Raw genomic sequence first — 22,316 nt, forward strand, 5'->3', positions numbered from 1 at the left:
GCGATGAGCAGGACGGATCCTGGCCATAGTGGTTCGGGTAGTGCTTCTATCCAGGCACGCTGAACGTGGTTGAAGCGGTTCCACATGATGGTGACCCACGTGCCGGTGGGTTGCACCGCGTCGACGCTGAGGAGGGTCACCTCTGTCGTGGTCCCGCTGGCCAGCTTAGCGTTGTCAAAGGATCGCCATCTGTTTGCTGCGTTAGCCAGCCAGGTTCGCCGTCGGGCGGATCTTTTCCCCCATAACAGCGCCAGCACTAGAACAGTTGCCAGCAACAAGCTGCCAACGATGACCTTCATGACGAGAGGAAGTTCCGTGGCAGCCAAAGCTACGAATGAGAAGGCAAAGACTATGAAGACAACCGCGCTGGCTATCACTAGTCCGGTTGTCGCTACCTTGGGTCTTACCGCCGGATTGACGACCATTCGCATTACCTCCCTACCAGATTAGAGCTGCCAGCCGGCACCTGTAAGGACGACTTGCTGAGAAAGGGCTGAATCCAAAGGTGAGTCATCTAGTTGAGCGGTGCCACGGCGATGAGCATTGATAATTGCTGCGTTGATTCGTTCACGCTGGCCCCGTTGTTCCCATTCGTAATCCGCGGGAGACGGACCCAGGGGGAGGGGAGAGTCCGGCAGCGCCCACCTGTCGCGAAAGACCGCAACGTCACGGACCAGCTGCCAAGTTTCGCCGCTGTCGCTATCTCCGACGGCTTCAAGCAAAGCACGTTTCCACTCAGGATCGGCTGTCAGCGCTGCCATGCTCACGGTCTCCGTCCTTTGGGAGATACGTACCCTGACCTGCTGAATCATTGACGCTAAGTCAGGGCGCGGAATGGTGAGCTTTTCAACCAGAGGTTCCTCAACCGCCGTCGTCCTTCCTTTCATGAACCGGCGTAAGCGCACGCTGAGGACAGCGCAGCGATCATTGGCACTCCTAGTTTCCTGGCAGAACTGGCTCAGTATGCGCTCGGTATCCTGCCGGCTGACGGCTGTGGCTTTCCGCCATGCCGCGACAGCTGCGCCCCACGACGGAGATTGTTCGAATTCCTCTGAGATGCCAGGGGCATGTTCGTCCAACTGCTGCCTAAGATCCAGTCCTGCCGCGATCTGCGCGAGGTAGTCATACTCCGCGTAAAGCCGCTCAAGGCTGTCTGCCTTCCTAAGTTCCGCGTCACGCACCTCGTGGGCGGTACGTTCAGCGCCTTCCGCAGCGAGTGCCTCGCCGAGGATTCCCTGCCATGAGAGCTGCATGGATGGATCGACAGCTAAATGGTCGGCGTCGTCACCTTCGCTGACGTAGGCATAGTTACCGGAACGGCCACGGGTCATGCTTACATACAGCAACTCGCGGGTGAGCCGGCCCTGAGTGATCACGGTGTGGCCTGTGTCCACCGTAAGGCCCTGGGAACGGTGTGCCGTTGTTGCATAGCCCAGCTCGACGGATGTCTCCAGATACGCCCGGGGGAGTAGGACGCTCGCGCCCGTGTCGCGCCGCACTGCAAGCAGTGAGCCCTCGCGCCACCGAATGCCTTCGACGTCGAATAGCGTTCCATTACGGACAAAGCCGCCGTTGCTATCAATGATCCGCCGATCATTTCCGCGGGCGATGATGGCGTCACCGGAACCGGCACGTAGGCCATCGCTGAGGAGCGCCGTCTGATCGGGGTCCACTTCACCCTGCGCCACGCGGTCCGCCTGCGCCCGTTCATTGAGCATGCCGACCGTTTCATTGTCGGCGGCAATGAGGATGGACGACTTGCCTGCCCGGGTATCTGCCTGCCAAGCGAGGTAGGCCTGGTCAGCCATATTCAGGTAGGTGCCGTGCCGGATCCGTCCATGGTGTGCGTAGTCGGTGATGGCTGAGTAGTCACCGTTCCGGAGCTTGAGTGACGACGCACGCTCCCACTCTTCATGGAATCTCCAGATGGTGCTGAGCCGTGTTGCCTTCCCTTGCCGGTCCAGCCAGCCAAGCATGCCACCGGCGTCAATGGCGTCCAGCTGTCCCGGGTCTCCCACAAGGAGGATCTTGGCGCCGGCTTCCTGAGCTTGCTGTACGAGAGCTGCAAGTTGGAATGTCGAGACCATTGACGCTTCATCGAGGATGACAAGTTGATTCCTATGAAAGCACCAGCGTTGCTGGACGGCAGCGAGCCGTGCAGCCTCCTGCGCTAATGCGATGCTCCAGCGCTCGCCGACAGGAGCCGTGGTCAGTTGCGACTGCACATTGAAGAAGCGCCCAGCCCTTGAACTAGCCCCCTGGCCGGCCGACTCGTGCAGCCACTTCGTGACGTTCTCCGTGGTCATGGCGAGTTCGCGGCCCAGCACTTCGGCGCTCGCGGCAGCCGGGGCCAGCCCCACAACGCTGCCGGGGCCGTACTCCGCTTCCCATACTGCCTTCACTGCACTTAACGTCGTCGTCTTTCCCGTGCCCGCTGGCCCCACGACGGCGTCGAGTCGGTTGCCGCTTAGGACTACGTCGGCAACGGCGGCACGCTGGTCGGAGTGAAGCAATCGGCTCTCTGGCTGTTGGACTTGGTCAAGGAGACCCATGATGACGTCTGCGCGGACTGCCGGGCCGCCGTCGTCGTTCCTTGCTGCCATGACCGCGTCCTCGCAGGCGAGCGTGGACGTATCGGTGTAGAGGCGCGATCCGTGAAAGTCGAAGACGCTTCGTGGTCCATGCCGGACGTCTGCCGCGGCGTCAGCAGAGACGGTGTAGCGGTAATCATTCAGAGGCACGGACTGCTGCTCGGCCGCGGTGGCGACGGCGTCCATGAGCGTGCTCCTGTCCGCCGCCGTGCGGCAACGCACTTGGGCGCAGACGCGTTCGGCTTCCGCAAGGAGATTCCAGCGGTTCCAGGTGGAGCGTTTGTGAGCGACCCGCTCACGGGTCAGGGATGCGACGGCGCAGATCCAGTCAGAGGTGAAGTCACGGAAGCCAAATGGGGCGATTCTGGAGCGGTTGATCGTTGCCGCGATAACGTCGTCCGGTGGGAATCCTCTGGCAGTGGCGCGTGCCTTCCATTCTCTGGATAGCTTGTGCAGGGGCGTGGGCAGCTCGGACTTGGGGACGCGTGTGGCCAGGGTCGCTTGCTGCCGCAGCTTGATGACCGTTGTTGTGGTTGGCGGACGGCCGTGTTCCGTTATCCACTCCGCGACGAGGCGATCTGTTTCCACGTTGATCAGCCGGGACCGGTTGGAGAACTCACGGATGAGGTCCTCATCGATCCCGGTGAGCTGCTGGCTGGGATTGCCCGTGTTGATGACGGGGACGCGGATGTCCGTGTCGCTGTCAAGGTGGCAGTGAAGGGCGTCAAAGAGGAGTCCGTTGTAGTGTTCGCTGGCGGCGACGGCAGCCTTGTAGAGCGTGCGGGAGTCAAGGGTGACCCAAGCTCCATCAGTGATGCGCTGGATGCGGTTGGCGATGACAAGGTGGGTGTGGAGTTGCGGGTCGCCGGTGCGAGATTCCCAGTGGTCGAAGGCGGCGGCGATGGCGCCCCTTGTGCCGACGTGGGCGACGCCGTTTCGTCCGGCGCGGGTGTGGATGACCTGCTCTTCCAACCAGGCAAGTGTTGCTTTCACTGCTTCGTGGTGCACGCGGAGGATTAGGTCCTGCGTGCTGCGAGGGCTGAGCGCCCAGAGGACTGACACTGACTTGGGCACGCTGAAGGTCAGGTCGAAACCAACGACGGCGTGCCTCACCGTTGGTGGGCCGGTTTTGTTTTCGACGGCGGTGGGTTGGCTGTGCGGGCGGCCCAGCGGTGTGCTGGTGTCCGGATGTACGGCTAAGTCGAACACTGCTTTCGCGTCTGTTTCGGCGACGACGTCGCCGGCTCTTCTGTTGATGCCTGATAGTCCGCTGCCGATCCATCGGCCTTCGGGCGTTCCGGCTTTCATGTAGTAGGTGGTGGCGTCCGGGGGAGCGGCGGTGAGGTCATTCATCATCGTGGTCTTGAACAGGTAGCGCAGACCTGATTGTGCCGAGAGGCGCGCGATGGACATCGTCATGGCCGCGCCGCTCTTGACTGGCGCTTGGATGGATGCCATCCGCGGCGGTTGAGGATGTCCAGCGTTGCGGGGTCCAGGGCGACGCCTTTTGCGTTCGCAAGCGAGACCAGCCACGCTACGAGATGCGCGAGGTCCTGCACGTTGGTCCGTTGCGCACGCTTCAGCCGGGCTACTTCGAGCTGGAGGACATTGTTGTTTCGACGCTGCTCTGAGTTCTCGGCTTCAAGCCGATCAATCTCACAGGACTGGGAGCGGAGCTTGGACTGGAGAATCTCGACACGCCGCTGACAGTTCCTTGTTCCAGTTGCCAACTGGCGCTGCAAAGCCTTCAGCTCATCCTTGGGAACTACGGCTCCGGCGTCAGCCTCTACCGCCACTGCGGGACGGCGCGGAGTTCGACGTATACGATCCCGTTTCCTGTCGCCGCAGCGGGTTGAACAGAAGCGCTGGCTTTTGCGGGCAGGCTCGAAGCCCATCGTGCACTCTTCGCAAATCTTGACGGTCACGATGGTTCATCAGTCCGGGCCCCGGTTTCGACATGACCGGACGTGAGCTGTCCTCACGCTGATGACCTTGGATGCCAGAGGTGTGAACGGTTGAATCGTGATGGGCAGGTGGTAGGCCAGCGACAACTGTGGCATCGGTATCGACGCTGGGTGTGTGGAGGATGAGGCGGAACCCCTGAATAGCCCCACAGCTTGTGGCACTATTGCCGCAGATTCGAGGACAGGCACGGCTCGAACAGGCGGAGGCCCACGTGCAGCTCGGATTCTAAATTGTCCAGACGGCATCTGGACAATTGCGCAACACGCCGTTGCACAATTGCCAGGCACCCGCCGACACAAGCTAAGCAACAGGGACGGCAGTCACATTTGGATCTAAGACTTTTCACTGGGCATGTGTAGAAACCAGCTTTCGCACCCTATTCTGACGGTCTTTTCAGCGTTTCCTTACGTCAGTTTGGGGTGTAATCAAACCAGAAACCTTGGTCCTACCGCCCTCGCACACGGGCACGAGTAGTTCGAAATTCGCTATGACTGCTTCCCAATACGGGCTCGCCGTGGTGTCCCGACAAGATTATGTCAACGTTGCGGAACGGTTCGGGTTGCTGCTTTTTTCACGCTGGTGGCACTGCTCAAGTCAGGACCTGGTGAGGATCGGCTCCGTGGTGTCCTTTCAGGATACGGCGAAGACGGGTGTTGTTACCGTTTTTTGGCTGCTATGTGGGCGCCTGCGGCAATCATCCCGGGTCCGTCGCTGGCGGTGATGATGTCGGCGAAGTTGCTGGCGTAGCTCCCGAGGTCTTCGTGTGTTGACCCGACTACTGCGTAGACGGGTACGCCGCGGCTGCGGGCGAGTATCCCGGAAATAGTTTTGCCTTGGCCTGTTTGGGAGTCGAGTCGGCCTTCGCCGACGATGACTGCTTCACTGGCGGCGATGTGCTCATCGGCCTGCAGTAGGTCGAGGATGTAGTCCGCGCCGGAGACTAGTGACGCCTCGTACTGTGCCCACATGCCGCCCGCGAAACCGCCGGCCGCCCCGGCCCTGTCGACTTTCCTGGGGTCGCGTTTTAGGGTTTCGGCGAGTCGCTCTAGTCGCTGTGTCAGGATGTCGACGGTGGCCGGGTCGGCTCCTTTCTGCGGACCGAAGACTCGGGCCGCGTCGGAGAATTTGGTGGTGACGTCGGACAGGACGACTAGTTGGGCTCCGCGTAGTCCGCCGGCCTCTTCGATGGCGGTGATGGCTCCGGCACCGCCATCTGTTGTTGCTGACCCGCCGGCGGCGACAAGAATCCTTTGGGCTCCCTGCCGGACTGCTTCAGCGATCAGGAGTCCTGTGCCGTATGTGTTGGCGGTCAAGGGGTCCCGTGTCTGCTCCGTGGGCATGGTCAGGCCACTGGCCGAGGCCAGTTCAACAATGGCTGTCCCGTTTTGTGTAAGACCGATGACCGCTTTAGCTTCGTCACCCCAAGGACCGACGGTGCTGACGGTGAGTGGTTGGGCCCGTAGTCCTTGGAAGATGACATCAAAAGTCCCCTCGCCGCCGTCGGCGACGGGCATCTCCAGAGCTGTTCCGCCGACGGACCTTATCCCGTTGGCGATGTGGGCTGCGACTTCGGCTGCGGTGTAGGTGCCTTTGAAGCTGTCCGGCGCAACGAGAATCATGCGGTCTGGTCCGGTCCGTACAGGACCATGGCATCGCCTTGTCCGCCTCCGCCACACAGCGCAGCGACTCGTCCTGTCCCGCGGCGGCCCAGCTCCAAACCGGTGTGCAGGACCAGGCGGGCTCCGGACGCGCCGATGGGATGTCCGAGAGCGATGGCACCCCCGTTGGCGTTGATTTTCTCTGCAGGGATGTTAGGAGCGGCGGCGCTGTCGAGTGCGACAAGGGCGAAGGCTTCATTGATTTCGATCAGATCGAAGTCGGCTGCTGTCAGTCTTGTTTTGGCGGCTGCCTGTGCGATGGCCCGCGCGGGTTGGTGCTGAAGTGTCGAGTCAGGTCCGGCAACGTCGGGCACGGTGTAGTCGCCGTGGCTCATGTTCATGCGGGCGACGTCACCGCCGGCCTCCAGCACCGCGAGTGTGTTTTCGTAGCTGGCAACTGCCGGGCCGAACGTAGCCACAATTTTTGCGCGTCTCATGTACCTACCTCTATTGGTTACCGACATCGTTTATTAACCGCAGCGGGCGATCCGTACGGATCCCGGGGGCACGCACCCTCACCGCCGACGTGTGTTGATTTGTGCGTGGCGGACCTTTGCCGGCTTGCCGTCGTGCCCCCCGGGCTTTGTTGCCAGGTACGCTTCAATTGCGGCCTGCAGGTCGGCTAATTCTGAGCGTGACATGACCCAAATTCGTCCGACCTTGGGGTCCTTGAAAAAGGAGACCGTCACTTCTTCGGTTGAGTAGAGTTTGCTGGGGTTGTCTTTCACCGTGAACTGTGTGGCGCTCATTCTGGGCTTGTACTCCGTACTAATGGTGGGCTCGAGTGGAGTGCATCTTCATTCAGTCCACTTCAGGAGTGCTGGCTGATGTTTTCCCAGCCAGGAAGGGGACACCGAACACCGGCTCGGTCGTGAGAACGTGAACCTCCGTTAGTCCGTGCGCAGCCAGGTGGGTGGTGAATGATTCCTGGAGCGCGGGCTGGTTTACGCCGAGTCCTCCTCCAAGGACCACGGGACCGGGTATCCCGAGCCGAGTGGCGACTTGGAGCGCCTGCTCGGCGAGGCTTTTGCCTGCCTGCTGAATGAGGGTGAGGCTCTCTGGGTGGCCCATTTGGGCGCAGGCGAAAACAAGTCGTGACTTATTTGCCCAGTAGGTCCGGTCGGCGCCGCCGTGGAAGAGCCGGATCAGTTCCTCGGGGGAGTTGAGACCGCACTCTTCCAGCAGCGCCGTGCTAAGGTCATCGGCGGGTAGCCCGAGGTTGGCTCGGTGAAGTGCATGGCGTACTGATTCACGAGCGAGCCAGTAGCCACTTCCTTCGTCGCCGAGGAGATAGCCCCAACCTCCGGCCCGTGCCTCTGTGCCGTCTGGGGCGATGCCCCAGACGGCGGAGCCCGTGCCGGCGATAACCGCTATGCCCATTCGGGTGCCGGCGGCAGCAAGGATCAGTCTGGTGTCATGAACGATGGTCACGGTCGCGCCTTGCACATGGGGCGCGATGAGGCTCCGCAGCGCTGTCTCGTCTTCGCCGGTGTCCACGCCACCGGCTCCCACGTACACCTCTTCGGCTTCATCGGCTCGGAGGGCCTTGAGAAGGCTCGCGAGGTTCTGGGAGGCAGTGGCTGTGCTGACGTTTTGGGTGTTCGCGCTCCCCGCGACCCGGTCGTCTACGACGGCTCCATCCACCAGCCTGATGCCGTGGGTCTTGGATCCGCCGATGTCCAGGCCGATTACGGTGCGGACGCCGGTTCTGGTTGACGATGGACTCATGCGTTGCTCCGATTCTGGACGAGTGGTGTTATCGGGGGTGGACTTCAGCCGTGCTGCGACGACGGAAGTACTTCGGGTGATGCTTTTCTCGATATCGGTGAGGGATATTCCGCGCTGATTTCGAGGCTGCGCAATTGTCGAGGGTTAGTGTCTGCAGACGGACCCCCGCGGCCACGGCCGCGCCCCGTCGATGCCCGTCACCGTCATTGTGCTTCGGGTTTGTGGGGCCAAAGCTCAGGGCACGCTCTTCGTAGTCGGTTCGTCAGTGGAGTCCGGGCTGCGGGCGGAGATCGTTGGAGCTGAGGACGCATGCAAGCGCGGCGCCGGGCCAGCCGAACCAGTGCCGCGACAACCATTCCCCTGTTTCCGGGTCGGCGGTCTCGGGCAGCATGCCATCCTCGGACAGCAACTCCTCGAGAGTGTTAAGGACGCGTTTGTCGCGTTCGTCATCGTCGGTGGCTCGCGCGAAGATGAGTTCCTGGACAAGGCCGAGCGCCCACACACCTCCGGTGTGTACCGAGCCGAGTCCTCCGAAGGCGCCGGCCAATGCGTATGGCCCTGCGGGGTCGAAAGCCGCTGTCATGGTGGTGCGCCAGGCGGCGTCGTCCGGCGAGCAGAAACCCCATGCTGCTGCGAGGGCAGTTGGTAGGTCATTGGCGTCGGCGTAGAGGCGATAGCCGTCGTTGCCGTCGATCTCGTAGGCGTAAGCCGTTCCCCCGGAGCCGGTGTCGACCCGGAACAATGCCTTGCTCTGCTCGCGTACCGCTCCTGCTTGTCGGCTGAGGTCGGCCCCGTCGAGCCCCAGTTCATCGGCGACATCGCCGAGCCGGCTGAGTACCTCGGAGAACAGGACCTGGGTCGAGAAGTTATGCGGGTACTCTGCAGGGTCATCGGCGGGGTTTTCCTCGCTCACGAGGAGCCCTGTTCGGGGTGAGACCACGAGGTCTTTGAAGGCAGCGGTGATGCCCCGCTGCCAGTGTGTGAGATCCGTTGAAGGCCACAGCCCGAAGCGGCGACGGAAGTCGACGAGCTCGAGGACTGGATAGAGCTGCTGGTCCGCCTGCAGTCCAGGGTCTTTGACCTGCCCACCGGTTAGATGGCTGCGCATCCATGATCCCTCGGCACGGGCCGGCCCGAAGAGCCAGTTCAGGTGGCATCGCAAGACGTCTTCTTCAACCGACCCTGGTGTGCCGTGGAGCAGGAGGGGCAGGACAATGAAGTAGGCGTCGCGGGTCCAGGACAGCGGCAGGAGGCGGTGGTCGGTGACGACGCAGGTTGCATCTTCGGTGATGTCGAGTGCGCAGCACCCGAGGGCATAGGCGCGTGCCGCCTGGCTGGCCCTGTCAGCGAGAGTTCCCGTCGTGACAGGGACTACGTAGGTTCCTCCCCGCGGTGCCCGGAGGCCCCCGTTGACGTGGAGCTCAAGGCTTAGTGACAGCTCGGTGGGGGGCCCGCTGGGGGCTTGGCATTCGTAGCCCCCGGCTACCTCCGCCCAGCCCACCGAATCCGTCGGTGAAGAGACCGTGATGGTCGCATCCGCGCTGAGGGCAGCGGAACGCAAGGTCAGCACGGGCCCGTCGACTTCGAAAGTGGTGTCCTGCGGGAGCGGCTGCGGGGGCTCGATGTCGGTGATCTCGGCGTAGGGCGGTCGTTGCAGGCGACCGTGGAACCGGACCGAGAGCGCTCCAGCGGAGCGGGCGGTCCAGGCCAGTCCTGCGCCAGCCGTATTTGCATCTGCCTCGAGCGTGACGGGCGTGTCGGAGAACAGTTGCAGTGCGGCCGAGGAATCACTGGCTAGATGAGCACGGTAGGCCCTGACCTGGGCCTCGATACCGCGGTCGTGTTCTTCGGAGAACTCCCGGGCCCCGGTCACTTCGACCATTCCGAACTGGGGGTGGGGTCGGGTGATGGCCAGGATAGTGTTCTCGGTGAATGATGCGGCGAGCAGGCCGTTGCCGGCATCGCGCGGTTTGCGGTTGTTCACGCTTCGTCCTCCCCGTGTCCGAGGATATAAAGGTTCGGGCGTCCCATCTGCAGGGAGGGTTCGCGGCCGCGTTCGGAGGGGATTTCCGCAAGATCGAGCGTTGTGCAGAGGACAGCGTCTTCGAGGCCGGCCGCTGCCAGGACCCGTCCCCGCGGGTCCACGACCATGGAGTGCCCGCAGAAACCCGGCGAGTTGGAGTTGGCCGCGATCGCGAAGATCTGGTTGTCCTGTGCCCGGGCCCGTGTCCGGACCTCGATTAGGTGCTCATGGTCGGCGCCGACCGCCGAGGGGATGACCAGGATTTCGGCGCCCCCGAGCGCCTGGGTCGTTGCAATGGCGGGGAACGCGTGCTCGAAGCAGATCTGCGGCCCGAGGATGCCTGCGGGAGTCGCGATGACCGGCAATTCGTGCCCGGCTTCGAACACCGGTAGCTCGGCGGGGAACAAGTGGGATTTGCGGTAGGTCGCAAGGTCCCCGCCGGGAGCCGCGATGAGCAGTGAGTTGCACAACTTGCCGTCCTCGGCCCGCTCAAGGAACCCGACAACGATGGTCACGTCGTGTCGCTGCGACAGTTCCTTGACGAGCCGCGCGGTCGGCCCGGTCCTCGCGTGCTCGGCCAGCTCGGAGCTGTGTGCGGTGACCACGTTCAGGTCATAGCCGGGGACGAACATCTCGGGAAAGACGATGAGGTCCGCGGTGCCGTGCTCCGCGACGATATCTGCGAGGTGCTTCCGATTGTGCTCGGGGTCGCCGACCGGCATGACGTGTTGGACGACGGCGAGGCGAACGGGGCGTGCGCTCTCGGCGGTCATCCCTCGACCCCCCTAACGGTAAGGGCGGGGGAGCGGGGTGGGAGGGGCCGCGGGGACGTCATGATCGGTTTTCCGTTCTTGCGGAGGAAGGACATGGTCGCGGCGATGAGGACGAACCACATAATGGTGGGCAATCGCGGCGGCCTGTCCGGCCTTGTGTGAGTCGAGGGAACAGTGAGGCCTGCTGCCGTCGTAGGAGCAGACCGAAGATTCGGTTGGAGGCGTAGAGGCTGCAGGTTCTTAGGCCCGCATGGGTACTTGTCTGGCGCGTTGGGTGGCCGCGAAAGAGAAGGTCGTAGCAGTGGGCGCGGTTAGCGGTGCGCGATAGCGCATGCCGCTAGCCGCGCCCGGGCCACCTTCCGGGTGAGTTGCCCCGGTATCGGCAGGTCAGCCCAGCCGGCTTCAAGCTAATAACGCCGGGGCAGGATTTTAGAGCTTCTTGGTCGATGCCTCTTCATTCAGTGGTTAGGAGGTGCCGCCTGCGGTAGTGAACGGGGTGCCATTACGGAGTTCGCCCAGCCATCCCAGGAGCAGCTTCTTGCTGAGGATGACATCCTGCACGGGGTTGGAATGTTCAGGCTCGTGTTCAATGGCCATCGGGCCGGTGTATCCAATTTCAGAAAGTGCAGAGAGGCAGTCAGTGATTGGGACGATGCCTTCGCCGAGGGCGCATGTCTCGTGGGCTCCCGCTTCGCGGATGTCTTTCATGTGGATGTACATCACGTGCTGTCCCAGTTCCCTGATTGCCTGGGCTGCATCCACGCCGTTCGTTCCCCACCACCCGGTATCGACGGCGGTTCCGATAAGTCCTTCTCCATCCGTACCGATCTCGTCGATGACGTCCTGGGCCGACTTGTGTTCGGGGTGGTTCTCGATGGCCAATAGGCGGCCGGAGGCCTTGAGGATGTCGACGAGGCTCTTCCTGTCGGACGTCAGCAAAGAAGTGCCTCCCCCAAGGATCGGCGCCCCGATCGCTGCCGCCACATTGCAGGCGGCCTTGAACTCGGCGGGGGTGTCGCCGAAGCCTCCGGCATAGCTGTTGACCGTCATCCCCGACTTCGAAAGCACCCGCTGTGCAGCTTCCAGGTGGGCGGGGGTGGCCCAGGTCCAGTTCAGCTGCGCTGTCCAGACGTCCAGGGCGTCGAAACCTGCATCGGCAACCAGGTCGACGAATGCCTGGAACCTTTCCTCGAACGTCGCGATTGGCTCGTAGTAGGCATTCGCTGCATCGTCGCCCTGCATCCAGCCTTCCGTCATTGACCAGTCAAGCTGTTGCGCAACGAGGTTTGCTCCCATGAAGGAGATGTTCGTCATTTCTTCTTCCTTAGTGGTCTGGTTGGAGGCTCGAGCCGGTAGGGGAGAGGGAAAGCTGGACGTGACTTCAACCCGGTTACCCTTATCGGCGGACTGTGCAATCGCGTCGAGCACCTCCACAACGTGCGCGGCGTGCTCGCCGGTGGTGCGGTGGGGACGGTTTTCACGGAGGGCAGCCGCGATGTCGGCCAAACCAAGGCACCAGTCCAACGGAAGGTCCTCGCCGGGTGCCTGTATCTGGTAGGAGTTGCCGAACTTTGCCTGGTGGGTTGAAGAGCCTGGCAGCAGCCAGTCATCAAGCCGGAGGCTGCCGCCGTCGCCATGAAACTCGATGGCACGAGGGTTGGTGTCGGAATGCACGTAGAAGTTGCAGCTGAGACGCAGCATGGGACCGGATTCAAATTCGGCTACCACGATCCAGGCGTCGGCTGTCGCGGGACTGAACGTTCCGCCGTCGAGTGTGGAGCGTTCTTCCAGCAGCGAGTGACCAACCGCAGTGACGGCACGGATAGGGCCGAAAATGGCCGTCAGATAGGTCAAGGGGTAAACGCCGGCATCGACGACGGGCCCGACTTGGTAAAAAGAGTGCGGTGCGGGATGCCAGGTTTCGATGCGTCCTTGGCTTACTTCGGCATGTATCAAACGAACGGTTCCAATGGTTCCGCTTTGAATAGCGTCCGCTACTGACAGCGACGCCGCGCCGAGCCACAGCGATGGTGCACAGGCCAGGCGGACGTTCTTTTCGTCCGCTCGCTTGACCAGTTCCTGGGCTTCGCGGTGGTTCATTGCCAGCGGCTTTTCACTGAACACTGTCTGGCCACGGTCGATGAGGTCAAGGGTTGTGGCGTAGTGGTAGGGCGCGCTGGTCAGGTTCACGACGACGTCCGGTGTATCGGCGCACAGCTCGTCGAGGCTCGAATATGCTGTGCAGCTGTGTTCAGCAGCAAAGTCGCGGCGTTTGGATTCATCGAGATCAAAGACTCCCACGAGTGCAAGTTCGGAGTGTCGGGACAGACTTTCCGCATAGGGTCCCGCTATGTTTCCGCATCCGATGAACGCAATTCGGGATGGCGAGGGGGTAGTCATTGGATAGAAGACCTTTCATTGGGGATGGAGGGAATCAAGAGATACGTGCCGTTGGGATTGGCGTTATTTCACGCCGCCGGCCGTCAGCCCGGCGACAAAGTTGCGCTGGAGCAAAAGGAAGGCGACGACGATCGGGATGCTAACCACCAGTGATGCGGCCATAACTTGGTTCCAATAAACGTTGGATTGTGTCGAGTAGAGCTGAAGGCCCACGGCTAAAGTCCGGTTCTCCTCGGTGGTCATCACCGAGGCGAACAGCACTTCGCCCCAAGAGGTCATGAAGCTGAAGATGGCGACGGCTATGAGTCCTGGCCTCGCGGCCGGCAGGACCACGCGTATCAGGGCGCCCAGGGGGCCGCATCCATCAACCTTTGCTGCCTCGTCCAGCTCGTGGGGGATTCCGTCGAAGTAGCCTGCGAGCATCCAAATGGAGAAGGGCAGAGCGAACGTGAGGTAGGTGATGATGAGGCCACCCCTCGTTCCGACCAACTGGATGCCCGTAGCTGCGTTGATGTTGACAAAAATCAGGAACAGCGGAAGCAGGAACAGCACGCCGGGAAACATCTGCGTTGACAGGATAGTTGTCGAAAAAATGGAGCGGCCGAAGAACTTATATCGGGACATGGCGTAGGACGCGAAGACAGCAATGATCAGGCTCAGGATTGTCGCTGCACTCGCGACAATCACGCTGTTCAGGAAGTAGCTGGCCAAGGGGACCGTGGACCACATATCAACGAACGGTGCAACCGTGATTTCAGATGGCCACCAGGTAAAGGGACCCTGCACATCCCGGAGCGGCTTCAATGACGATGTGACCATGACGTAGACCGGGACCATGGTGAACACAGTCAGGATCGTGATGACGGCAACGCGGAAGACTTTGGTTCCGATTGTTTCATGCACGGCGGGACCTCCAGCTGGTGATGATCAGATAGATGCCGGTGACCAGCAGTAGGAACAACAGCAATAACACCGACATTGCCGATCCCAGACCGAAGTTCCATGTCAGGAAGGATGCGTTGTAGATGTGGAAAGCGATCAAATCACCTCCCGGCGGCTGGGAGTTTCCGAAGAGGACGAACGGGGTGTTGAAATCGTTGAAGGTCCACAGGAACATGACCAGGATTAGAACCACGTTCACCGGTTTCAGCATGGGTAGGGTGATCGAGCGCCATTGGCGCCACGGTTTTGCTCCATCCACGGCGGAGGCTTCGTAGACTTCAGCTGGAATGGACTGGAGCCCGGCCATCAGCATAAGGAACGCAAAGGGCCACGTACGCCAGAGAGCGACGACGACCATGGCGCCGAAGCTGCTGTCGCCAATGAGCCAGAATGGCTTCTCGCCACCCAGATTCAGGTTGTCGAACAGGAAGTGATTGATGGCGCCGGTGTCCTTTTGGAACATGAACTTCCAGGCGATGATCCCGGCATACATTGGCAGGGCATATGGAATCAGGAAGAGTGTGCGGATCAACCCTCTGCCCCGAAATTGCTTCTGGAGCACTACGGCTGCGGCCATGCCCAGGATCCATGCCAGACCAACCACCAGGACAGTGAAACCGCAGGTGACGAAGAAGGATGCGAGCAGTGATTTGCCTACGGCACTGTTGAAGTCCAACGACACCGAATAGTTTGCCAGGCCTGCCGCGGGGGCGCTGCCCCAGTTGGCGATGAAGGCCTTCGTCAGTTTTATGAAGCTCATGCCGATGCCGATGACCATCGGCAGTATCTGGATGGCGAGCACGAATATGACTGCTGGTGCAATCAGTGCGTAGGGCATCCACCAGCCGGCGGCTTTGGGAGGGCGGTTCTTGCGCGATTGGCGGGCTGCGGGTGTTTGTGCCGGTGGTTCAACAGTGGTTAAAGACATTCGAGGTGTTCCTTTTTGTGTGGTGCCCGAAAGGACGGGGGCCCACCGCAAGGAAGCACGGTGGACCCCCAAACGTACAACTACCCGGCTGAAGCGGCGACCTGCTGCTGGGCTGTATCCAGCGCCCCGCGAATCTCTTCTTCGCTGACGGTACTTCCGGATGCCACCTTGGAGAACAGCTGGATCATGGCCTTGCCAACGGTGCTTTCGTACTGGTCTTCGGCTGCCACGAGCGGAAGCGGCTTGGACTTGTTGGCGTAGATATCCTGAAGCACCTTGGCCTTTTCGGTGTCAGCCAGGAACGTCGGTTCTGCCCCCTTGAGCACGGGCAGGGTGCCGAATTTGTCGTTGAGGGCCTTCTGGGTTTCAGAGCTGGTCATGAACTCAACGAACTTCAGGGCACCGTCCTTGTTCTTGGTGTTCTTGAAGACGGAGAGGTTGATGCCGGCGGGGAAGCTGGCAATATCCTTGGCCCCAGCGGGTGCGGGGTAGGGCACGACGCCGTACTGGTCGGCCTTCATGCCATCTGCCTGGATGATGCTGTCAATCGTGGCGCCGATCACCATGGGCACTTTACCCGCGGTGAAGTCGTGGACGCCCTGACCGCTGTCAACCTGCACGTCGGACGGCTTAACGACCTTCTCCGACTGCATCAGATCGATGTAGCGCTTGACGCCCTTGACAACACCGTCCGAAGTGAAAGTCGGCTTCCCCGCGTCATCAAACAGATCCGCGCCGTTCTGAGCCGAGTTCAGGAAAGCGAAGTGCGCATTGGTGCTGTAGGAACCGGCGCGCAACGAAAGTCCGAACTGCCCGTCCTTCGTGAGCTTCTTCGCTGCACTCAGCATCTCTTCATACGTCTTGGGAGGCTGGATACCTGCTTCAGCAAATTTGGCTTTGTTGTAATACAGCCCGTACACCATGCCGTAAAGGGGCACCGACGTCGGGGTCTGCCCGGGTGCGCCTGCCGTTTCAAGCGCGGCATCGACAAACTTGTCGGATCCTCCGATCGTCTTCATGGTCGCATCGTCCATGGGCAGGAATGCGCCGGTTGACTGCAGCGAGGAGGCCCATGTATTGCCGATATTGACCACGTCGGGAGCCTGGCCCGAGGTCACTGCAGTCTGGATGCGCGTCTGAAGGTCGTTCCAGCCGATCACCTCCAAGTTGACCTTGATGCCCGTCTTTTCCTCAAACTTTTTCAGCTGGGGACCAAGAACCTCTTTGTCATTGTCCAGGCTGGTCCCCGTGTTGCTGGCCCAGTACGTCAATGTCTTCCCACCCTCCGCATTTTGCGACGGAGAGGAACTGGGACTGCTGCATCCAGCAGCGCTGAGCGCCAGAGCGGCCATTGCTGCCGCTGCGGTCAGGGTACGAATTTTCACTGTCTGACTTCCTTGTCGATCAAGAGGCCCATGGAACAGCGGGCATGCTCTGTGTACGAGTATCTGCGAACTACGCTGACGTTGCCCACATCACATATGATGCTAATGCTATCAAGTGTGACATGGCAAGGGTTTCTGAAATATGGCTTTGCTCTGCCGCGACTTGGCGATACCCCAGAGCGCGCGGCCCCTCCGCAGCCGGCAGGCGGCGCCTCCGGTGCAGAGTGCTTGGCGGGAGTCCCAGGTTCCCTGCGTCCCGGGGTTGATCCCGGGCCCCATGGGTGGCGGGTCCTAGGATTTCCGGGAGGATGCGGTTACATTTGATGAAGGAAAAAACAAATGAGACACCGCCTCGCGGTAAGTGGTTTTGCGAACATGCGGGTTCCGGGCCAACTATGCTGCGCCGAGGTACGGTCCAGCGGGAAGTAGTGAGCTGCACCGGCCGGAGCTGGTCAATGCGCGGCCTGCAGCCCGCCGTTGCACGAAGGAGCAGAATGAGTGACATCGCTAAAAAAATAGGCCGCCCCTATGGCCGCGTGGAGTCCGAAAATCCGGACCTCGCATCCCGGATCGAGTCCGTCCTGGAGTTGCCTGGATTCGACAGGACAATTCCCGTTGGCCTGGTGGGGTGCGGATGGGTTGCCGGCCAGCACCTCCGGTCGTACCGTGAGGCAGGCGTGAACGTGGTGGCGCTGTGTGATTCTCATATAGAACGCGCAAAGGCGTACCGCGACGAGTTTTATCCCGATGCCGTGGTCTACCGCGATGAGCAGGCCCTGCTCATGCACCCCGGGCTTCAGGTAGTGGACATAGCGACCCACGTCGCTGTTCGCCCACAGCTGGTACGCGAGGCGCTCAGGGCCGGAAAGCACGTCCTGAGTCAGAAACCGTTTGTGGAGGACCTGAACGAGGGAATGCAGTTGGCCCGGCAGGCCCGAGACGCCGGCGTCATTCTGGCCGTGAACCAAAACGGGCGCTGGACACCGCACTTCGGCGCGCTCCTTGCATGCGTGGGAGCCGGACTAATCGGAGACGTTGTATCGGCCGACTTCTTTGTCGCGTGGCCGCACGACCTGTTTGTGAAGGATAAACCGGCCTTTGCCGCTATGGACGACCTCGTCCTGTATGATTTCGGCGCGCACTGGTTTGACCTCATCGGAACGCTGGTGCCTGAAGGGCCGACGGAAGTACGCGCGGTGACCGCATCCAGAAAAGGACAATCGGTTCCCGTGCCGATGCAGGCGCACGCCTTGATCACGGCCCCGGGCTTCATCGCTTCGGTAGGTTTCCGGGCGGCCGAGAGATACGCGGAGACTGGCACCTTTCGGGTCTCGGGAACTGAAGGCGTCATCACGCATCAGGGCCTAAGCCTTGGCGGCGACAGCGTTGTCGTTCACACCCATGAGGGCCGCGCCACCATCCAGGTGAGCGATGACTGGTTCGGCCACGGCATGATCGGAGCCATGCGGGAACTCCTCATTGCCATTGAATCAGGGCAGGTGCCGTTCAATTCGCCGACTTCATCGCTCACCGGGTTGTCCCTGTGCTTCGCGGCTACCGAGTCGGCCGCCACGGGGAAAGCCGTAACACCTGATGCAACCTCCGCGCGCAGACGGTAGCTCGCGCGGACAACTGTCTACCATCGAAAATCAACCCATCTCTATGTCGCCTTGGTCCACGCCAGCGCATGAATGAACAAATCGAAATGAGCGTTAGTGATGAAACCAGGTGTGAGCACACAGCAGGCCGGCGTTGACGAAAATCGGCTGATTGCGGAGGTGTGTCGGCTTCATTTCATTGAAGAACTGCCGAAAAGTGAGATTGCTGAACGGATGAACATGTCGCGCTTCAAGGTGGCGGACCTTATCCGCTATGGGCGCGATCGGGGTGTGGTGCGTATCGAAATCACGGATCCCTCCAGCTCGGTCAGGGATCTTGAGGACAGGCTCAGGGACAAGTACTCGCTCGAGCGGGTTGCCGTGTCTGCGCAAACACCGACCACGGACCTTAATCTCGTCGGGGCAGCGGCCGCGGACCTGTTGCTCGAGGAGCTCAGGGACGGGAGCCTCCTGGGAATCGGCTGGGGGGCAAGTGTCTTTCACGTCATCAATTCGCTGCAGTCCCGAAGCAGGCTGCCAACGGTCGATATCGTGCAACTCGCCGGTGGTGTGGACGGTGTGAGCCTGCCGTTGAACGCAATTGGGCTGGCCGCCGAAGCCAGCAAGGTCTTCCAGGGGCGGCTCTATCCGCTGCATGCCCCTGCGTTCGTGGAAAACCAGGCGACCGCAGACGCACTGCGGGAAGAGGCTTTCCTCAAGCGCACATTCCACATGTTCGCACTCATTGACGTTGCAGTTGTTGGAATCGGCGGGTGGAAAGCGGGCACATCCTCGCTGCGTCAGGCGTCGGCTTTGTCACCGTCTGCTGTGAAGAGGTTGCGGGAAGCCGACGTCACGGCGGATATTCTCATGCACTTCACTGATGCGAACGGCAAGGTGATCACCGGCGGACCCACGGTGATGGGACCGACTGTGGAGGAGTTCACCGGCATCAGGCTCCGGCTTGCTGTCGCTGCAGGCCCTGAAAAGAAGGACGCCATCGTGTCAGGATTGCGCAGCGGTCTGGTCAACGCGCTGGTCACCGATTCCTCCACCGCATCGGCACTCCTGAGTCAGAATTGATCCTCGCTGCGTCAGGCGTCAACTTTGTCGCCGTCTGCCGTGAAGAGGTTGCGGGAAGCCGACGTCACGGCGGATATTCTCATGCACTTCACTGATGCGAACGGCAAGATGATCACGCGCGGACCCACGGTGATGGGACCGACTGTGGGTCGAGTTCACCGGCATCAGGCTCCCGCTTGCTGTCGCTGCAGGTCTCTGAAAAGAAGTCAGAACTGACGGGAAGCCTGGAACGTAGATACGAGCGCTTCCACGCGGGCAGCTGGATCGCTTCCCAGCTCGGTGTCGGTTAGGATCGACCCCACTCCGACAGCTGAACACCCGGCCGCAATCAGGGTGGCGGCTTCGGAGGCTTTGACGCCTCCTGTTGCCATCAGTCGGAGATCCGGCATGGGTGCGAGGAGGTCTTTGATGAAGCGGGATCCTCCCAGCCGCGCTATGGGAAAGACCTTGATCAGATCGGCGCCGTCCTGGTGGGCTTTGAAGATTTCGGTGGGCGTCGCGCATCCTGGGACGGTGAGAAAGCCGCCGTGCCGACCCTCGTCGATAAGCCATTTGTCGTAGATGGGTGAGACCAGGAAGTGGGCACCTGCCATCAGGGCTGCGGTGGCCTGTCTCGGCTGCAGCACGGTGCCGGCGCCGATGGTGAGCCCCGGCCACGTTGACAACTCTTTGATCACCTCCTTGACGTCCGGAATACTGAACGTTACTTCGATGACGTTCAATCCGCCTTGTAACAGAACACGTGCATCTTCCAGTGCGGACTCTGGGTCGGCCGATCGCAGGACGGGAATCACCTGGGCGGCGGTTATACGATCCAGGACTTCGGCGGAAGGTGTCATCATGGCGTGCTCCCTTCGGTGGTTTCCTCCGGCTTGGTGGCTTTTCTCCAGCCCAAGGCCTCCACAGCGTTGTCCCTGAGGACCCGGGTAGCCTGGGAAGGGGAAAGACCGACCGCCTCCAGCCGGGAAGGCAAGGTGGACGCCAGCCAGCTGAGGCCGGGGCTACCGTTGAGTGAGCGCCACAGGGAGCGCCTGGCGCCGTCAGTGCCGACGACGATCTGCCGGTCGTATCCAGCCTCGACGAGGGCCGCGATCAGCTGCAGGCCGGGGGAGTCCACGCCGGCACCATGCTCGCGGAGTGTCTGGTCGCATTCCAGGATAGCGCCTGTGGCCGCAATCTCTTTAAGGTATCCGAGGTCGCGGTGCTTATCCACATGGCTGAGGATGATCGAGCCTGCGGGAACCCCGGCAACGGTCAGGGATTCGATCTGCGCGAGGGCTCCTTCACCATTTTCACAGTGGGTGAGGATCGGCGCGCCCGTTCGAACGCTGGCTTGGGCGGCGGCACGAAGGTTCCGTTCGTCCCGAGCGTCAAGCCGTTCCCCGCTTGTCGCGACCTTAACGATTCCTGCCCGCCATGGTGTCCGGCGGACGATGGGCCCCGTGTAGTCGAATGCATCGACACCTTCTTCGAGGTCCGCGACAAAAAGGTCCGCCAGTTCATCCGCTGATACGCGGTTTGACCAATGTAGGGGGCCGTAATACCGGTCGTGATGAAGGCCCGTCGCTGCGATGACAGGTGTCCGAGTGCGCTCTGAAATCTGCGCGAGTCGCGTGATGTCGCGCCCAGCCGAGCACGGCATGCAGTCGACGAAGAGTGCCGCTCCTGCGGCTGCGGATTCGTTGACTTCTGCCACTGCGGCGTCGACGCTGTCCAAGTGGATGTGGGGAAAGCGTTGGGCAATCAGCGGCGAGTCGATGATGAGGTGTTCGTGGGCGTAAACGACGCCTTTACGTACTTCGGTTATGTCACCCAGCACGGTGCGAATCAGCGTGGAGGGGAAAGCCTCATCAGCGGCCGCCTCGCGGGCTGCCGCTGCGACTGGTGTGCTAGACAATGGCCTGAGCCTCCTTCAAGCAGGCCCGGAGAACCGCCCTGTCAATGTCTCGCGGCTCAATGCCTGCATCAGCGGCCAGCGCCGCCGCGGTGCCGGCTGCCTGTCCCATCGCCGTGCACTGTGCGATCGAGCGTGCGGAGGCATGTGCCTCATGGGTGGCTGAGAAGAAACGGCCGGCCACGAGAAGACCGTCCACGTCGGCCGGAAGGAGCGTGCCGTACGGGATTCCGTAAGTGCTGCCGTCGGGTTCGGAGATCCCTCCGACGTACTCCCAGCGGGTCACTGCGCCGGTTCCGTGGTCTTCGATCGGTGCGCCGCAGCGGGCAATGTCGTCGGAGTGCGACAAGCCGCCAAAGAAGTCCTCCCCGGAGAGCACATATTCGCCCACGAGGCGCCTGGTTTCCCGGATCCCGATGCGGGAGGACGTGTGGAGGAGGTACGACTCGGAGTAGCCCGGTACTTTGTCCTGGAGGAACCGCACATATTCCCAGCTCTGCCGGCGGCCCTCCTGCTCGGCCCATGACAGCTCCCATGGGTCTGTAAGGTCCTTTCCGGACACCCGCGTCATGTTGGCGTGCTTGACGCCGGGGATATTTGTCGCGTGGATGGAGCCCTCCAGCCGCGGAAGGTCGTAATCTCCTGACTCGACGGCTGCTGCGATCAGCGCATGGATTTCCTTCGTCGAGGCCGTAGTCTCAGCGACTCCCCCCACCCTGAAAGTGGCTGTCGCGGGCTGCAGCTTATCCAGCCCTTCACTGTTGTCGAGGGTGGCGCCGGCCCGCCAGGCAAGCTCGCCCTCCCCGCTGGAGTCGATGAGAACCTTGGCCAGGACGCGGCGCGGGCCCTGCTTGGTTTCAACAATGACTCCCACAATTGTGCTGCCGTTCACGATGACCGCCGTGACCAGCCCATACAGCAGTGTTTTCGCTCCGGACGTCAGGAGGAGATCGTCCCAGATCAGCTTGAGCGCTTCAGGCTCGTAGGTAACTCCGGTGCCGGCACCGTAGGTGTTGGGCCGCTCGAAGGACATACCCATAGCCGCAAGCCGTTCGCAGACTTCCCATCCGATGCCGCCGACGACGCGGGTATTGCCTGGCCCGGGCGCGTAGAAACCGTAGAAGGTGTCAAGAACGCGGGTCCCGGTTCCACCGAGGTAGCCGCCGGATTCGATCAGGAGGGTTGACGCCCCTGATCTTGAGGCTGCGGTAGCGGCCGTCGATCCTGCGGATCCCCCGCCGACAACAGCAACGTCGCCTTGCCACAGCAGCGGAACGCTGGCCACCTCGTCCGGGTGGTATTTCGTCCGTAAAGTCATCATTTTTCCGTCCTAAGTTGGTAGGGAGGT

Annotated in this window: 16 protein-coding genes and 2 pseudogenes; 2 read left to right on the forward strand and 16 right to left on the reverse strand. The window is 61.6% G+C overall.

Features of this window, described 5'->3' with window-relative positions; all coding sequences use genetic code 11:
• Window positions 1–446: 446 nt before the first annotated feature.
• From mobF to ASG79_RS20935, 13 genes and pseudogenes are all read right to left on the reverse strand, one after another.
• Window positions 447–4,010 carry a MobF family relaxase gene (gene mobF / locus ASG79_RS20875; protein ID WP_235509885.1) on the reverse strand — a complete coding sequence of 1,188 codons (3,564 nt, stop codon included), beginning with the start codon at window positions 4,008–4,010 and terminating at the stop codon, window positions 447–449.
• On the reverse strand, window positions 4,007–4,516 hold the full coding sequence (locus ASG79_RS24225) for a hypothetical protein (RefSeq protein WP_235509886.1): 510 nt from the start codon (window positions 4,514–4,516) through the stop codon (window positions 4,007–4,009). The genes mobF and ASG79_RS24225 overlap by 4 nt, the downstream gene beginning before the upstream one ends.
• A 696-nt stretch (window positions 4,517–5,212) precedes the next feature.
• Complete coding sequence (locus tag ASG79_RS20885) at window positions 5,213–6,175, reverse strand: glycerate kinase (protein WP_056393751.1); 963 nt, start codon at window positions 6,173–6,175, stop codon at window positions 5,213–5,215.
• A pseudogene (locus ASG79_RS20890) lies at window positions 6,172–6,519 on the reverse strand (acetyl-CoA C-acyltransferase); the annotation flags it as partial. The gene ASG79_RS20885 and the pseudogene ASG79_RS20890, both read right to left, overlap by 4 nt.
• A 21-nt stretch (window positions 6,520–6,540) precedes the next feature.
• Window positions 6,541–6,678, reverse strand: a pseudogene (locus ASG79_RS24510) (hypothetical protein); the annotation flags it as partial.
• Between the two features lie 51 nt (window positions 6,679–6,729).
• Complete coding sequence (locus ASG79_RS20895; RefSeq protein ID WP_056393755.1) at window positions 6,730–6,963, reverse strand: hypothetical protein; 234 nt, start codon at window positions 6,961–6,963, stop codon at window positions 6,730–6,732.
• A gap of 52 nt (window positions 6,964–7,015) precedes the next feature.
• Window positions 7,016–7,942 (reverse strand): N-acetylglucosamine kinase, encoded by a 927-nt coding sequence (locus ASG79_RS20900; protein WP_056393757.1) that lies wholly within the window; start codon window positions 7,940–7,942, stop codon window positions 7,016–7,018.
• A 262-nt stretch (window positions 7,943–8,204) separates the two neighbouring features.
• On the reverse strand, window positions 8,205–9,926 hold the full coding sequence (locus tag ASG79_RS20905) for a glycoside hydrolase family 125 protein (protein WP_056393758.1): 1,722 nt from the start codon (window positions 9,924–9,926) through the stop codon (window positions 8,205–8,207).
• Window positions 9,923–10,738: a carbon-nitrogen hydrolase family protein gene (locus ASG79_RS20910; RefSeq protein WP_082581856.1), complete on the reverse strand. Its 816-nt coding sequence runs from the start codon at window positions 10,736–10,738 to the stop codon at window positions 9,923–9,925. The genes ASG79_RS20905 and ASG79_RS20910 overlap by 4 nt, the downstream gene beginning before the upstream one ends.
• A gap of 465 nt (window positions 10,739–11,203) precedes the next feature.
• Window positions 11,204–13,138, reverse strand: a complete 1,935-nt coding sequence (locus ASG79_RS23250) for a Gfo/Idh/MocA family oxidoreductase (protein WP_082581857.1) — start codon at window positions 13,136–13,138, stop codon at window positions 11,204–11,206.
• Window positions 13,139–13,201: 63 nt separating this feature from the next.
• The gene (locus ASG79_RS20925) at window positions 13,202–14,041 is read right to left on the reverse strand and encodes a carbohydrate ABC transporter permease (RefSeq protein WP_056393764.1); all 840 of its coding nucleotides are present in this window, start codon (window positions 14,039–14,041) and stop codon (window positions 13,202–13,204) included.
• Window positions 14,034–15,008 (reverse strand): carbohydrate ABC transporter permease, encoded by a 975-nt coding sequence (locus tag ASG79_RS20930; RefSeq protein ID WP_056393766.1) that lies wholly within the window; start codon window positions 15,006–15,008, stop codon window positions 14,034–14,036. Before ASG79_RS20930 ends, ASG79_RS20925 begins: the two co-directional genes overlap by 8 nt.
• A gap of 80 nt (window positions 15,009–15,088) precedes the next feature.
• Window positions 15,089–16,360: an ABC transporter substrate-binding protein gene (locus tag ASG79_RS20935; RefSeq protein WP_235509887.1), complete on the reverse strand. Its 1,272-nt coding sequence runs from the start codon at window positions 16,358–16,360 to the stop codon at window positions 15,089–15,091.
• A gap of 527 nt (window positions 16,361–16,887) precedes the next feature.
• Here ASG79_RS20935 and ASG79_RS20940 point away from each other — a divergent pair.
• Window positions 16,888–18,012 (forward strand): Gfo/Idh/MocA family protein, encoded by a 1,125-nt coding sequence (locus tag ASG79_RS20940; RefSeq protein WP_056393770.1) that lies wholly within the window; start codon window positions 16,888–16,890, stop codon window positions 18,010–18,012.
• 111 nt (window positions 18,013–18,123) lie between these two features.
• Window positions 18,124–19,074 (forward strand): sugar-binding transcriptional regulator, encoded by a 951-nt coding sequence (locus ASG79_RS20945; protein ID WP_162256839.1) that lies wholly within the window; start codon window positions 18,124–18,126, stop codon window positions 19,072–19,074.
• Between the two features lie 206 nt (window positions 19,075–19,280).
• Here the strand turns inward: ASG79_RS20945 and ASG79_RS20950 are convergent, their stop codons facing one another.
• The 3 genes from ASG79_RS20950 to ASG79_RS20960 are packed head-to-tail and all read right to left on the reverse strand — an operon-like array spanning window position 19,281 to window position 22,289.
• Window positions 19,281–19,916, reverse strand: a complete 636-nt coding sequence (locus tag ASG79_RS20950) for a bifunctional 4-hydroxy-2-oxoglutarate aldolase/2-dehydro-3-deoxy-phosphogluconate aldolase (RefSeq protein ID WP_082581859.1) — start codon at window positions 19,914–19,916, stop codon at window positions 19,281–19,283.
• Complete coding sequence (locus ASG79_RS20955) at window positions 19,913–20,971, reverse strand: phosphotriesterase (RefSeq protein ID WP_056393776.1); 1,059 nt, start codon at window positions 20,969–20,971, stop codon at window positions 19,913–19,915. The genes ASG79_RS20950 and ASG79_RS20955 overlap by 4 nt, the downstream gene beginning before the upstream one ends.
• Window positions 20,964–22,289 (reverse strand): FAD-dependent oxidoreductase, encoded by a 1,326-nt coding sequence (locus tag ASG79_RS20960; protein ID WP_082581860.1) that lies wholly within the window; start codon window positions 22,287–22,289, stop codon window positions 20,964–20,966. Before ASG79_RS20960 ends, ASG79_RS20955 begins: the two co-directional genes overlap by 8 nt.
• Window positions 22,290–22,316: the final 27 nt, after the last annotated feature.

Source organism: Arthrobacter sp. Soil761, assembly GCF_001428325.1.
In the GTDB taxonomy this organism is placed as follows: domain Bacteria; phylum Actinomycetota; class Actinomycetes; order Actinomycetales; family Micrococcaceae; genus Arthrobacter.

Bases quoted from the DNA above. Each gene is read 5' to 3' on its own strand.
- mobF (WP_235509885.1), bottom strand. From the start codon at position 4,010: ATGACGATGTCCATCGCGCGCCTCTCGGCACAATCAGGTCTGCGCTAC.
- ASG79_RS20885 (WP_056393751.1), bottom strand. From the start codon at position 6,175: ATGATTCTCGTTGCGCCGGACAGCTTCAAAGGCACCTACACCGCAGCC.
- ASG79_RS20895 (WP_056393755.1), bottom strand. From the start codon at position 6,963: ATGAGCGCCACACAGTTCACGGTGAAAGACAACCCCAGCAAACTCTAC.
- ASG79_RS20900 (WP_056393757.1), bottom strand. From the start codon at position 7,942: ATGAGTCCATCGTCAACCAGAACCGGCGTCCGCACCGTAATCGGCCTG.
- ASG79_RS20910 (WP_082581856.1), bottom strand. From the start codon at position 10,738: ATGACCGCCGAGAGCGCACGCCCCGTTCGCCTCGCCGTCGTCCAACAC.
- ASG79_RS23250 (WP_082581857.1), bottom strand. From the start codon at position 13,138: ATGACTACCCCCTCGCCATCCCGAATTGCGTTCATCGGATGCGGAAAC.
- ASG79_RS20930 (WP_056393766.1), bottom strand. From the start codon at position 15,008: ATGTCTTTAACCACTGTTGAACCACCGGCACAAACACCCGCAGCCCGC.
- ASG79_RS20935 (WP_235509887.1), bottom strand. From the start codon at position 16,360: ATGGCCGCTCTGGCGCTCAGCGCTGCTGGATGCAGCAGTCCCAGTTCC.
- ASG79_RS20940 (WP_056393770.1), top strand. From the start codon at position 16,888: ATGAGTGACATCGCTAAAAAAATAGGCCGCCCCTATGGCCGCGTGGAG.
- ASG79_RS20950 (WP_082581859.1), bottom strand. From the start codon at position 19,916: ATGATGACACCTTCCGCCGAAGTCCTGGATCGTATAACCGCCGCCCAG.
- ASG79_RS20960 (WP_082581860.1), bottom strand. From the start codon at position 22,289: ATGATGACTTTACGGACGAAATACCACCCGGACGAGGTGGCCAGCGTT.